Annotated in this window: 14 protein-coding genes; 10 read left to right on the plus strand and 4 right to left on the minus strand. The window is 74.4% G+C overall.

What is annotated here, in order from left to right:
• Position 1 precedes the first annotated feature (1 nt).
• The 7 genes from Ae150APs1_RS27895 to Ae150APs1_RS27925 all read left to right on the plus strand — a co-directional run bounded on the left by Ae150APs1_RS27895 (position 2) and on the right by Ae150APs1_RS27925 (position 5,400).
• Positions 2 to 283, plus strand: a complete 282-nt coding sequence (locus tag Ae150APs1_RS27895) for a hypothetical protein (RefSeq protein ID WP_139317176.1) — start codon at positions 2 to 4, stop codon at positions 281 to 283.
• A 432-nt stretch (positions 284 to 715) separates the two neighbouring features.
• Positions 716 to 1,009, plus strand: a complete 294-nt coding sequence (locus Ae150APs1_RS30750; RefSeq protein ID WP_083680505.1) for a site-specific integrase — start codon at positions 716 to 718, stop codon at positions 1,007 to 1,009.
• Between the two features lie 104 nt (positions 1,010 to 1,113).
• The gene (locus tag Ae150APs1_RS27905; RefSeq protein WP_075301292.1) at positions 1,114 to 1,620 is read left to right on the plus strand and encodes a hypothetical protein; all 507 of its coding nucleotides are present in this window, start codon (positions 1,114 to 1,116) and stop codon (positions 1,618 to 1,620) included.
• 151 nt (positions 1,621 to 1,771) lie between these two features.
• Positions 1,772 to 2,677 carry an aminoglycoside phosphotransferase family protein gene (locus Ae150APs1_RS27910; protein ID WP_075301294.1) on the plus strand — a complete coding sequence of 302 codons (906 nt, stop codon included), beginning with the start codon at positions 1,772 to 1,774 and terminating at the stop codon, positions 2,675 to 2,677.
• A gap of 133 nt (positions 2,678 to 2,810) precedes the next feature.
• Positions 2,811 to 4,268, plus strand: coding sequence for a rifampin monooxygenase (gene rox, locus Ae150APs1_RS27915; RefSeq protein WP_075301296.1), 1,458 nt, complete (start codon positions 2,811 to 2,813; stop codon positions 4,266 to 4,268).
• A 34-nt stretch (positions 4,269 to 4,302) separates the two neighbouring features.
• Positions 4,303 to 4,632 (plus strand): DUF1905 domain-containing protein, encoded by a 330-nt coding sequence (locus tag Ae150APs1_RS27920; RefSeq protein WP_075301298.1) that lies wholly within the window; start codon positions 4,303 to 4,305, stop codon positions 4,630 to 4,632.
• Between the two features lie 66 nt (positions 4,633 to 4,698).
• Positions 4,699 to 5,400: a hypothetical protein gene (locus tag Ae150APs1_RS27925; protein WP_075301300.1), complete on the plus strand. Its 702-nt coding sequence runs from the start codon at positions 4,699 to 4,701 to the stop codon at positions 5,398 to 5,400.
• 15 nt (positions 5,401 to 5,415) lie between these two features.
• On the opposite strand, the gene Ae150APs1_RS27930 is transcribed toward Ae150APs1_RS27925, so the two are convergent.
• The gene (locus Ae150APs1_RS27930) at positions 5,416 to 7,113 is read right to left on the minus strand and encodes a heparan-alpha-glucosaminide N-acetyltransferase domain-containing protein (protein WP_075301302.1); all 1,698 of its coding nucleotides are present in this window, start codon (positions 7,111 to 7,113) and stop codon (positions 5,416 to 5,418) included.
• Positions 7,114 to 7,247: 134 nt separating this feature from the next.
• Positions 7,248 to 7,661 carry a VOC family protein gene (locus Ae150APs1_RS27935; protein ID WP_075301304.1) on the minus strand — a complete coding sequence of 138 codons (414 nt, stop codon included), beginning with the start codon at positions 7,659 to 7,661 and terminating at the stop codon, positions 7,248 to 7,250.
• A 75-nt stretch (positions 7,662 to 7,736) separates the two neighbouring features.
• Between Ae150APs1_RS27935 and Ae150APs1_RS27940 the strand changes: the two genes are divergently transcribed.
• The 3 genes from Ae150APs1_RS27940 (at position 7,737) to Ae150APs1_RS27950 (ending at position 9,785) form a co-directional block, all read left to right on the plus strand.
• Positions 7,737 to 8,651 carry a LysR family transcriptional regulator gene (locus Ae150APs1_RS27940; protein ID WP_075301306.1) on the plus strand — a complete coding sequence of 305 codons (915 nt, stop codon included), beginning with the start codon at positions 7,737 to 7,739 and terminating at the stop codon, positions 8,649 to 8,651.
• Between the two features lie 52 nt (positions 8,652 to 8,703).
• Positions 8,704 to 9,225, plus strand: a complete 522-nt coding sequence (locus tag Ae150APs1_RS27945; RefSeq protein WP_139317175.1) for a hypothetical protein — start codon at positions 8,704 to 8,706, stop codon at positions 9,223 to 9,225.
• Positions 9,226 to 9,329: 104 nt separating this feature from the next.
• The gene (locus tag Ae150APs1_RS27950) at positions 9,330 to 9,785 is read left to right on the plus strand and encodes a hypothetical protein (protein ID WP_139317213.1); all 456 of its coding nucleotides are present in this window, start codon (positions 9,330 to 9,332) and stop codon (positions 9,783 to 9,785) included.
• Between the two features lie 19 nt (positions 9,786 to 9,804).
• Here the strand turns inward: Ae150APs1_RS27950 and secD are convergent, their stop codons facing one another.
• Both secD and Ae150APs1_RS27960 read right to left on the minus strand, forming a co-directional pair.
• Positions 9,805 to 12,105, minus strand: a complete 2,301-nt coding sequence (gene secD, locus Ae150APs1_RS27955) for a protein translocase subunit SecD (RefSeq protein WP_256385561.1) — start codon at positions 12,103 to 12,105, stop codon at positions 9,805 to 9,807.
• A gap of 136 nt (positions 12,106 to 12,241) precedes the next feature.
• Complete coding sequence (locus tag Ae150APs1_RS27960) at positions 12,242 to 12,619, minus strand: hypothetical protein (protein WP_075301310.1); 378 nt, start codon at positions 12,617 to 12,619, stop codon at positions 12,242 to 12,244.
• Between the last annotated feature and the right edge of the window lie 153 nt (positions 12,620 to 12,772).

The raw sequence follows: 12,772 nt of genomic DNA on the forward strand, positions 1-12,772 counted from the left end.
GATGGAGAGCGACAAGAGCCACGGCAGGTACATCGACCCGAAGGCTGGCCGGATCACCTTCGGCGACTACGCCCGCCGCTGGCTGGACTCCCAGACGTTCGAGGCGTCGACCCGCAACAGCGTGACGTGGCGGCTGAACGCCCAGATCCTCCCGTTCTCCGAGCGCCGCGAGCTGGGCAACATCACACCCACCGACGTGCGGACGTGGATCCGCGGCATGCAGGACCGGGGCGTGGCGGACAGTTTCCAGGCCGGTGCTTCGCGCACGTCTCGTCGATCCTGAGCGCAGCCGTGGACGACCGGCTTATCCGGGAGAACCCGGTGAAGGCCCGTTCGGTTGTCCGGCCGAAGCGTCCGCCGGTCAAGGTCGTGCCGTGGTCCCGGTCCCGGGTGACGAAGCTGCGGCTGGCGATGAAGGACCGGTTCGAGATCTTCGTCTTGCTCGGCGCGGGGTGCGGGCTGCGCCAGGGAGAGGCGTTCGGCTTCTCCCCGGACGACATCGACCGGGAGGCGGGCGTCCCGCACGTCGTTCGACAAGTGCGGCTCGTGGACAGCCGTCTCGTGTTCGCGCCGCCGAAGCGCAACAAGACCCGCGAGGTGCCGATGCCGCGCAGCGTCCTGCGCCTGGTCGACGAGCACGCCGAGCAGTTTCCGCCGGTCCCGGTGACGCTGCCATGGCGCACCCCGGCCGGGAGATCCGGTCACGGCCCGGCTCCTGTTCACCGACGAGCGCGGGGGAGCGTTGCGCCGCAACCACTTCAACGAGAGTGTCTGGGCGCCCGCCCGGAAGGCGCCGGAGTGGAGAACCCGACCCGGCAGGACGGGCACGCACGCGCTGCGCCACTACTACGCCTCGGTCCTGCTGGACGCGGGGGAGGGCGTCCGGGCGCTGTCGGAGTACCTGGGTCACCACGATCCCGGCTTCACGCTCCGGACCTATACCCACCTGATGCCGTTCAGTTCGGCGCGGACCCGCCGCGCCATCGACGCCGTATTCGTGACCGGGTAGTGGCATGCCCCTACATGTAGGGGTTACATTGATGTTGTTCTCGCAGATATGGGCCTGGAACGAGCAGGGGTGGCCCCAGCACCCCCGCAAGGAGGGTCTTCGACATGGCCAACAAGGGCTTCAAGGTCAACAAACGCGATATCGACCGTGCCGCTCGCGAGGTCGGCAAACAATGGCGGCGCTCGGCCGCCAAGCACATCAAGCCGATCTCGCTAGACGTCGAGCCTGGCAACGCCCCGGTCGCGCCGGGTGGCAGCATCAACAACTTCTACGGGCCAGTGAACAACAGCGGCCAGATGGCCGTCGGGATCTCCGGGCCCGTGGATCAGAGCCGGTGGCAGGGTGATGCGCCGATCGCGAACGCCGATGGTCTGCGGGAGTGTCTCGTCCTCCTCCGCGACCAGCTCGACGGTCTCGGACTCGATGAAGACAGCCGGGCCGCGGTGGAGGAGTCAACGACCGAGGTTGAGAACGAACTGGACGACGACGAGCCGGATCCGGGGAAGATTCGCCAGATCGTGGGTCGGGTGCAGCAGCTGATCACAACCGGGGCAGCGGCAGGGACGCTGACGAAGCTGATCGTGGATGGGCTCGGCGCCGCGCTCGGGTAGTGGTGCGCACGGCCCGGAGACGACCCACGGCGCATAGCGGGTCTCTGACCTGCAACGACTTACAGACCGACTCGTCCGCCCCGACTTTCCCCACCCGCGACGTCGCGGAAACCGCTCGTGCCCGGAATCCGGATCGAGCATTCTCGGCCGGATGCTCCGTGACGAGATCGATGCCGCGCTGGCGACCCGGCTGATCGAGGAACAGTTCCCGCAGTGGACCCACCTGCCGGTCGTCGAGGTCGACGAGAGGGGGTGGGACAACCGCACGTTCCGCCTCGGGACCGAGTTGACGATTCGCCTGCCCAGCGCGGAGAGGTATGCCGCTGCGGTCGCGAAGGAGCTGACGTGGCTGCCATGGCTGGCGACGACGCTGCCGGTCCCGATACCTGTCCCGATCGCCGAAGGGCGTCCCTCGTCGGACTACCCCCGGCCGTGGTCGATCCGCAGATGGATCCCAGGGAGGACCGCGTCGGCGACGGACGTGGGAACCAGTACCCGGTTCGCCGAGGACCTGGCCCGGTTCCTCCGTGCACTGCAGCGTGTCGACGCTTCCACGGGACCACCCGCCGGGCCTCACAGCTTCTTCCGTGGTGCCGATGTCGCGGTCTACGACGACGAGGCCCGTCGTGCGATCGCGGCTCTGGGTTATCGGATCGCGACCGACGATGCTCTGGCCGTGTGGGACCACGCCTGTGAGTCGCGGTGGACAGGAGACCAGACGTGGTTCCACGGCGACGTCGCCTCGGGCAACCTCCTGGTCGAGAGGGGTCGTCTGTCGGCGGTCATCGACTTCGGCACGTGCGGGGTGGGTGATCCGGCGTGTGACCTTGTGCCGACGTGGACGCTCTTTTGGGGTGAGGCCCGAGAGATCTTCTGCGTCACCGTGGACGCGTCGGAGGAGACGTGGGCCCGCGCGCGCGGCTGGGCGTTGTGGAAGGCGGCAATCACTGCGGCGACCGATGGGGAGATCGGACCGACCTGCGAGCCGCTTCAGACGATTTCTGCCGTCATCAAGGACCATTACCGCGGTAGGACGGAGCGGTCGTCTCCTCCGTGACCAACGTATAGCGCACCCCCCGTCTTGCGGCAAGACCCGGTCCGACCTGCACACTCTTCGCCGTCCACCGGACGGTGCGGATCACGACGATCCGCACGGCGATCGGTGGGGACATCGACGGAACGGGGGGTCCATGGTCGACGTCGTCATCGCCGGAGCCGGGCCGACAGGTCTGATGCTGGCCGCCGAGCTGCGCCTGCACGGCGTCCGCACGCTCGTCCTGGACCGGGACGCGGAGCCGACGACGGTCGTCCGTTCGCTCGGCCTCCACGCGCGCAGCATCGAGGTGATGGACCAGCGCGGGCTGCTGGAGCGGTTCCTCGAGCACGGCACGCAGCACCCTGTCGGGGGCTTCTTCGCCGGCATCACCGCACCCGCGCCCGCGGATCTCGACACCGCGCACGCCTACGTCCTCGGCATCCCGCAGCCCGTCACCGACCGGCTGCTCGCCGAGCGCGCCGTCGAGATCCGGCGCGGCGAGGAGCTGGTCGGCCTCACCCAGGACGACGACGGCGTCACCGTCGAGCTGGCCGGTGGCGCCCGTGTGCGGGCGGGCTGGGTCGTCGGCTGCGACGGCGGGCGCAGCACGGTCCGCTCGCTGCTGGGGATCGGGTTCCCGGGGGAGCCGTCGCGGACCGAGACGCTGATCGGCGAGACGGAGGTCGCCGCCGACCCGGAGACAGTCACCGCCGTGGTCACCCGGGTCCGCGAGACCCAGAAACGGTTCGGGCTCGGGCCGCTCGGCGACGGGGTGTACCGCGTCGTGGTGCCCGCCGCGGGGGTGTCGGAGCGGGGCGCGCCGCCGCCGACGATCGACGAGGTCCGTCGCCGGCTCCGCGCGGTCTCCGGCACCGACTTCGGGGTGCACTCGCCGCGCTGGCGCTCCCGGTTCGGCGACGCGACCCGGCTCGCCGAGCGCTACCGGTCCGGCCGGGTGCTGCTCGCCGGCGACGCGGCGCACGTCCACCCGCCGACCGGCGGACAGGGACTCAACCTCGGCATCCAGGACGCGTTCAACCTCGGCTGGAAGCTTGCCGCCGAGGTCGGCGGCCGCGCGCCGGACGGGTTGCTGGACACCTACGGTGCCGAGCGCCGCCCGGTCGCCGCCGCGGTGCTCGACAACACGCGTGCCCAGATCGAGCTGATGTCTGTGGAACCGGGGGCGCAGGCGGTGCGCCGCCTGCTCGCCGAGCTGGTGGGCTTCGAGGAGGTGAACCGCCACCTCACCGAGAAGATCATCGCGATCGGGATCCGCTACGACCTCGGCGGCGGCCACGACCTCGTGGGCCGCCGGATGCGGGACCTGCAGCTGGACCGGGGCCGGCTGTACGAGCTGATGCACGCCGGCCGCGGCCTCCTGCTGGACCGCACCGGGACGCTGCCGGTCGCCGGGTGGGCCGACCGGGTCGACCACGTCGTCGACGCCGGGGCGCCGGGTGTGCCCGACGTGCTGCTGCGCCCGGACGGTCATGTGGTCTGGGCGGGGGAGGGCTCCCACGCGCTCGACGCCGCGCTGGCCCGGTGGTTCGGGCCCGCCGCGCCGGAGCCGGTCGCGGCGGCTCCGGGTCGGGAGCAGCGGCCCGCGGACTGACGGCCCGCGCCCGCGTGCGCGGGAGTACCGTCCGATGTGGCCCCTGAGGGCCCGCACCGGCGAGGGGAGCACCGCGGTGGACGTCAGCGGCGAGATCGTCCACTGGCGTGGCCCGTCGCCGTTCCACTTCGTCCGGCTGCCCGACGAGCTCGCGGCGGAGGTCGCCGAGGTCAGCCGGGACGTCACGTACGGCTGGGGCATGGTCCCCGTCGACGCCGCGCTGGGCGCGACCCGCTGGACGACGTCGCTGTTCCCGAAGAACGGCGGGTACCTGCTCCCGGTGAAGGACGTGGTCCGGCGCACCGAGGGCGTCGACGTCGGGGACGTGGTCACGGTGTCCATGGAGATCCGCGTCCGCCGCTGACCCCGCACGGGTATCCCCGGCCCTCCCTGCTCGTTGGACCGGACGATCACGGGTCGAGGAGGACACATGCGTCGTGCGCGCCGGAACGGACTCGTCGCGGCGGCCGCGCTGGCGGCCCTGCTGGCGGGGGCCTCGCTGCACCCTGCTCTCGCGGTGGACCCGTTCGGGCCGTCCGGAACGGTCACCGTCACGCCCACGGCGTCGAACCAGTTCGCGGGGACGTTCGACCGCGGCGCGGGCAGCCGCGAGTTCACCTCGCGGTACGGCGCCCCCGCCGACGGCGGCACCGGTGCCCTGGAGCTCCGCACACCCGGCGACGGCGACAAGGTCCAGTTCGTCACCCGCGAGGTCGGCGGGCCGCTGTCCCGCTTCGCCACCAGCAGCTACCAGGCGTTCCGCTCACCGGAGTCGTCGACGGACGCGATGCCGTCGTTCCAGATCGCCGCCGACATCGACGGCGGCGACCTCGGCCCGCAGGACCTGCACCTGCTGACCTACCTCCCGGATCCGGCGCCGGTGGGCCGCTGGACGCGGTACGACGTCGGCTCCGGCACGTTCTGCCTCACCCGCCAGATCGGCGCCACCGACGCCTACCGCGAGTGCGCGGACGGCGCGCCGCAGTACACGCTCGACGAGATCATGGACGCCCATCCCGGCATCTCGGCGTACGCGGCCGGGGTGAACCAGGGTGCGGGGAACGCGGGGCTGGTCTCGGCCGTCGACCTGATCACCGTGGGCAGGCGGACCTACGACCTCGAACCCGGCTGACCGGGGCCCGCGGGCCTACGCGCAGCCGGTCTCCTCGAACGCGTCGACCGCCGCTTGCGCCGTCTCGACCGCGGCGGGATCCGGGGCGGTGGCGCCGGTGACGCCGGCCTCGGCCCGTGCGTCGTCGGCGAGCAGGGCGACCGGGCCCGCGACCGGGGCGGGGGCCACCCGGGCCATCTCCGTCGCCGTGTCCGCGGCGTCCCGGAGGGCCTCCGGTGCGGGGTCCTCCTCGGTGTCGAGCAGGGCGGAGTACCGGACGGACAGCGCGCAGTACCGGGCGGTGTCCGGGCCGGCCGCGTCCGCGGCGTCAGGATCGGCGGGCGCGCTCCCCGTCACCTCCGGACCGGCGGCGGGGACCGGGGCCGTGCTCCGGGTCCAGACCCCCAGGCCGAGCGCGGCGACGAGCACCACGACGGCGGCGGTCCCGGCGGCCACCCGGGTTGCGGCCCGCGCTCCCACGGACAGCCCGGTCGACGGCGTGCGGGCCGGGCCCGCGGCGACGGCCCGGCGGGCGGCCGTGGCAGGCACGGAGACGAGCTTCTCCAGCGGCCCCTGACCGAGCAGGTGACGCCAGAGCAGCGCACCCAGCAGGGCGCCGACCGCCATCGCGGTGAACAGCAGGGTGGGGTCGTCGGCCCAGATGCCCGTGGCGAGCAGTACGAGGTGTGCGCAGTACACGGTCAGTGCCATGCTCCCTGCCGCAGCGAGCGGCGAGAGCATCCGCCACACGATCGGCACCCGGCTGAGCAGCAGCGAGGCGCCGAGCACCGCGGACGCCGAGCCGAGGGTGTGCAGCAGGTCGACCGGGGTGTGCGAGTGCGGTGCCGGCAGCGCGAGGTGCCACCACGACGTCAGCGGCTGGTTCTCCTCCCACAGCAGCGTCGTCGCGGCCCGGGCGGGATCGTCGGCGCCGGAGCCGCGCACCAGCGCGTCGAGCCCGCCGAGGACGTCCAGCAGGTACCAGGACACCGCGCGCGCCGTCACGGCGAGCGCCAGCCCCCCGCCGAGCAGCCATCCCGCGACCCGTCCCGACGACAGGTCGAGCCGGCCGACCGCGAGCCCGGCGGTCAGGTAGGCCAGGTAGACCACCACCGGGTAGGCGCCCGACAGGAGGAGCTGCACCAGGAGCCCGAGCGGGTCCAGGAGCAGGGTGACGAGCGTCGGGTCGTCCTCGCCGGCCAGCGGCAGCTCCGCGGCGGACGTCGTCATCAGCAGCACCGGGCCGAGGGCGACGATCGCGGCGGTGACCGCGGCGAGCGCGCGTGGCCCCAGCCCCAGCAGCGGGAGCACCAGGACGAACAGCAGGCCGTAGACGGGCAGGATCCCCCAGATGCCGTTGAGGGGCGACAGCGTCCCGACGACGAGCCCCAACGCGAGGACGACGCCGGCGCGGACCAGCAGCCCGGCCGAGGCGGCGAGGCGTGCCCGGCCGTGCACACCGTCCCGTCGACCGGACAGGAAGGCCACGCTGACACCGGCGACGAACACGAACGTCGCCGCCGACCGTCCGGCGGCCACCACCGCGGCCGTCGTGGGGTCCCCGGCGTCGGTCGCCTGCGGCAGCGCGTGCGTCGCGATCATCCCGAGCACCGCCACGCCGCGGGCGACGTCGACACCGGCCAGGCGTGGCCGCCGCCGGGCGTCGGGGACGGGCAGCGGGGCCGTGACCTCCGGTCCCGCGGTCCGTGCGGTGACTGCTGCTGGCGACGGCATGGCGCATCTCCCGGAAGCTCGCCGAGCTCCGCCGGTCGGCGGTCACCGTCGACGGTGGCAGCGTCGGGGCACCGTGTCGGTCGGGCTGGTACGAGGCCGTGCGGGGGACAACCCCACTTCCGGGAGCAGGCCGGTCAGCTCAGGCAGAACTCGTTGCCCTCGGGGTCGCGCAGGGTGGTGTTCACCGGGCCGCGGTCGGAGGTCACCCACGCCACCTCGGCGCCCAGGGCGACCAGCCGCTCGATCTCCGCGGGCGCGGCCTCCGGCCCGACCTGCAGGTCGAGGTGGATCCGGTTCTTCGCCGTCTTCGGTTCCGGCACCCGCTGGAGGAAGAGGCGCGGGCCGGGGCCGCGGCAGGTGGCGACGTCGCAGAACGCCGCGCGGTCGCCGTCGGTCAGCACCTCGTCGTCGGTGAGGTGACCGGCGGCGAGCAGCCCGGTGACGATCTCGGTGTGGTCCTCGACCTCGTAGCCCAGGGCCGCCGCCCAGAAGCGGGCGAGGGCGTGCGGGTCGGTGGCGTCGAGGGCGATCTGCAGGGTGGGAGTCATCCGCCGATCCTGGCGTGGATCGCGGACAGGAACAGTCCTCGTCAGAGAGTGCGGTTCTTCCATAGGCTGACCGCTGTGCAGTACGACCTCACCGACCTCCGGCTGTTCCTGCACGTCGTCGCCGAGGGCTCCATCACGGCGGGGGCGGAGCGGGCGAACCTGAGCCTGCCGTCGGCGAGCGCGCGGATCCGCTCCCTGGAGCGGCATGCGCGGATCGAGCTGCTCGTCCGCGGCCGCCGCGGGGTCCGCACGACTCCCGCGGGAATGGCGCTGGCCCGGCACGCCCGCGACGTCCTCGACCGCGCGGCCCGCCTCGACGGCGCGATCGCGTCCTACGCCCGGCCCGCGTCGGCGCCGCTGTCCCTGCTGGCCGGCAGCTCGGCGATGCACGGCCTGGTGCCGCGCGCGGTGACGACGTTCCTCCTGGCCCACCCGGACGCCGACGTCGACGTCACGGTCCACCGCAGCGTCGAGACCGCCCGGCGGCTCGTCGACGGCGAGGCCGATCTGGGCATCGTGCTCGACGACGTCGCGGCCGGTTCGGGGCTGGCGGCCGAGCCGCTGTGCGACGACTCACTCGTCGTCATCGGCCCGCCCGGCGGGGTGCTCGACGGCCGCGACGCGATGACCTACGCCGAGGCTGCCGAGCACCCGATGGTGGGGCTGCAGGCGGCGGCGCCGTTCCAGGTCGCGCTGACCGGGCACGCGGGGCCGTCCGCCCCGGTGCCGCGGTACCGGACCCGCACCGTCGACCTCCGGACGGTCGTCGCGCTGGCCGAGGCGGGCGCCGGCCTGGGGATCGTCCCGCGCCGCGCGGCAGCGGGCCCGGCCCGGCTCGGGCGCCTCGAGGTCCGCGACCTCGCCGAGCCGTGGGCGCGGCGCGGCCTGTCGCTGTGCCGGGGTGCGGCGCTGGAACGCGGGTCGCCGAGCTGGCCGGTCGCGTCCGCGCTGGCCGACCACATCCGAGCCTCTGCCGTACCCGAAGGCTGACCGCGCCGATTCCGCATTGTGGCCGGTCACGACGCCGCCGATCCTCGTCAGCATGGACATGATCACCAGCCCCGACGCGGACCCGGTGGAGCGCGCACTCGGCACCGTCCGGCGGATCGCCGTGCCGGTCGCGGTCGGGCTCCTCGTCCTGGTGGCGCTGCTCGCCGGTCAGGCCGCCGAGGACGAGGTCGCCGCCCGCTACGACGCGACCCGGACGACGGCGACGGTCCTGCAGACCCGGCCCGACGCCGGCGGCGCCCCGGTGCCGGTGACCTGGAACGACCCGCGCGACGGCATCCGGGTCGCGGACGTCGCGGTCGGCGAGGTCGCGACCGCGGGACGCACGGTGACGCTGTGGCTCGACGCCGACGGCGAGCCGACCACGCCGCGCTGGCTGGCCGAGGCCCGCACGGCGGGGGTGCTGCGGGCGGCGTCGGTGCTCGTCGCCGGCGGGCTGCTGGTGCTGCTCGCCGACCGGTGGGCCCGGTCGGTGGGCCGGGGGCTCGCCGCCGAACGCCTCGACCGGGAGTGGCGGGCCGCGGAGCTCCGCTGGCGGGAGCACCCGGCGGGCTGACGGCCGGGGAACTGTCGGGGGTGTCCCGCATCATCCGGTCCACGCAGCGGCGACCGGGAGGAACGATGACCGACACCCAGCAGGACGACCGGCACGACACCGTGATGGCGGAGATCGGGGCCGCGGTGGAGGCGGGGCACGCCGGTGACACCGCCACGGCCCGCGCCCGGTTCGACGCGCTCTGGGCCCGGGTCGGCGAGCGCGGCGACCCGCTGCACCGCTGCACGCTCGCGCACCACGCGGCCGACGTGCAGGACGATGCGCACGCGGAGCTGAGGTGGGACGAGCGGGCGCTCGCCGCCGCCGACGAGCTGACCGACGACCGCGCCCGGGCCCACCACGCGTCGCTGCAGGTGGCGGGCTTCTACCCGTCGCTGCACCTCAACCTGGCCGACGTGCACCGCAGGCTCGGCGCCGACGGCCCGGCCCGCGAGCACCTCGCGCTCGCCCGCGCCCGGACCGGTGCCCTTCCGGACGACGGGTACGGCCGCATGATCCGGGCCGCGATCGAGCGCTGCGGGGAGCGGCTCGACCGCGGCGACCGGTCGGCCGCGAGCTGATCCGGGTATGGACCGGGGGTCAGACCACGGCGCCGTCGGCGTTGCGGGTCCGGGCGCGGTCGGCCCGCGACGGGTTGCGGCGACCGGCCTTGCCGACCGGCTGCTTGTCCTTGCTGACCCGCGGCGGTGTCCCGCCCCAGCGGCGCTCCAGCAGGATCGCGACCGGTCCGGCGACCACGATGGTCGAGATCGTGCCCACCACGATGCCGATGATCAGCGCCAGCGCGAAGTCGGCGAGCGTCGCCCCGCCCAGGAGCAGCAGCATCACCAGGATCATCAGTGCCGAGACGCCGGTGTTCACCGTCCGCGGCAGCGTCGAGAGCACGGCCGATCCGACGACCCTGTGGAACGGGTCCTTCGCCCGGCGCGCCCAGTGCTCGCGCACCCGGTCGAACACCACCACCGTGTCGTTGACGGAGTAGCCGATGACGGTGAGCAGCGCCGCGAGGAACACCCCGTCGAGGGTCCGCCCGGTCCAGGCGAACACTCCGACGACGACCAGCACGTTGGCGAGCAGGGCGGCCACCGCACCGGCGCCGAGTGTCCACCGGAACCGGAAGGCCAGGTAGAGGAACTGGGCCGCCAGCGCGACGCCGAGGGCGATCAGACCGCCCCGCGCCAGCTCCTCGCCGAGGCTCGGGCCGATCATCTCGTCGCGCAGGACCTCGGCCCCGCCACCGGCGGCGGCGACCGAGTCGCGCAGGGCCGCGACCTCCGCGTCCGCCAGTTCACCGGCTCGCAGGCCGACGGCGCCGTCCCCGGTCGTCGTGACCTGCAGGTTCGGGTACCCGGCGGCGGTGACGGCCTCCCGGGCCTGCTCGGGGGTGATCGGGTTCGTCGTCGTGAACTCGACGAGCCGGCCGCCGGTGAACTCGACCCCGAGCTCCAGCCCGCGCACGAACAGCCCGCTGGCCGCGACCACCAGCACCACACCCGCGACCGCGAGCACCTTCGCCGCGTTGCGCAGGAAGCCAGGGTCGCGCGCCTCCAGGCGCTGCCGCACGGGCCCGATCGCCGCGATCCCGGTGATGCGGGGCCGCCTGCGGACCGCGGGGATCCGCAGTACCGCCAGCGTCAGCAACCGGGACAGCACCAGCGCCGAGAACAGCGAGACGACGACACCGATGACGAGCGTGACGCCGAAGCCGCGCACCGGGCCCGACGCCAGTCCGAACAGCAGGACGGCGGCGAGCAGCGAGGTGACGGCGGCGTCCCCGACGGCGGACAGCGAGAACCGGTAGCCGTTCTCCGACGCGCGTTCCAGGCGTGGCCGGGCCGCGTACTCCTCGCGGGAGCGTTCGGCGATCAGCACGTTCGCGTCGACGGCCATGCCGACGGCGAGGACGAAGGCGGCCAGGCCGGGCAGGGTCAGGGTCGCTCCGAGTCCGGTCTGCACCGCGTAGGCGGTGAGCGCGTAGCCGCCGAGCGCGACGACGGCGACGACGCCGACCAGGCGGTAGACGACGATCAGGAAGACGGCGGTGAGCGCCGAGCCGATGATCGCGGCCCAGGCGCTCGCGGAGATCGCGTCGGCGCCGAGCGTCGGGCCGACGGTCCGCTGCTCGATGATCTCGACCGGCACCGGCAGCGCGCCGCCCTCGATGAGCACGGACAGCTCGTTCGCCTGCTCCTGGGAGAAGTTGCCGGTGATCGTCGTCTGCCCGCCGACCATGCCGACCTGGCAGGCGATCGAGGGGTCGACCTGCGGGGAGGAGATCACCTGGTCGTCGAGCACGATCGCGACCCGGCGCTGCGGGTCGCCCGGCGGTGCGCAGGCCGCCTGCCCGGTGAGCGCCTGCCAGCGGCCGGGGCCCTCGCCGTCGAAGCCGACCTGCACCTCGAACCCGACCGACTGCTGCGACGGCACCGACTGCGCCGAGGCGATCATGTCGCCCTGCAGCGCGGGCGGCCCGAGCTGCAGCGGCTGGCCCGTCTCGTCGGCGGTGGGCGCGGCCTCCGGGGCCCCGGTGCCGAGCACCGGGTGCATGGTCAGCTGAGCGGTCCGGCCTAGCGTCTCGGCGGCCTCCGCCGGGTCGGTGAGCCCGGGGAGCTCGACGATGATCCGGTTCTCCCCGGAGCGCGTCAGCGACGGTTCGGCGACACTGAGACCGTCGACGCGGCCGCGGAGCACCTCGAGCACCCGGTCGGTGGCCGCGGCGTCCGCGGGCACCTCCTCGGTGTCGCGGGTCTCGAGCACGATCTGGGTGCCGCCGCGCAGGTCCAGGCCCAGGGTGGGCGCGGTGGTGAGCGCGACGACGGCGGACACGGCGAGCACGGCGAGCGCGATCATCACGCGCCACAGGACGGGGCGTTGCTGCACGGGATTCCTCGGGGCTGCGTCCCGGTCACGGGACGGGGGAGCGGACGGGCGGGAGCGGGGGCCGGGTCGCTGCGGGACCGTGGTCCGCGGCGGGGCACGGGCGCCGGTCGGCGGACCGGCGACGGGTACCGGCCGGTCAGGCCGCGGGCGGTCCGCGCGGGGTGGAGGCCGAGGCGTGCCCCGGATCGAGGCCTGTGGTCGTGCTCCGGTCGGTCGCGGGCCCGGAGGCCGCACCGGCCGTGACCGGCGGCGGCGCCAGGACGAGCGCGTCGAGCACCGGGCCCGGGGGACCGGGCGGGGCCGCGTCGTCGGCGGGCAGCGGGCCGCCCGGGACCGGCCGCGCGGCGAGTGCGGACTGCGGTCCGGCCGTCGCAGGGGCGGCGTCGCTGCCCACCGAGGCCGGGACCGGGTCCGCCCATGCCGTCGCGGGGCCCGCGACCGGCGCCAGGACCGCGACCAGCGACAGCAACAGCACGGCGGCCAGGCGCCGTGCGGGAGTGCGGGTCGGGCTCACGTCCGGTCCGTCCGGTTCGAGGGGAAGCTGCGGTTCGTCCGCGACGGTACCGGCGCGCGGCGCGGCCGGGTCGGCCCGGGCACCGGTGGCACCGGCGGCACCGCCGGGCGGGCGCCGCGCCCGGGAGGGCCGGGGGGGGGCGTTCCCCGGCCG

The sequence above is a fragment of the Pseudonocardia sp. Ae150A_Ps1 genome (assembly GCF_001932315.1).
Lineage (GTDB): Bacteria > Actinomycetota > Actinomycetes > Mycobacteriales > Pseudonocardiaceae > Pseudonocardia.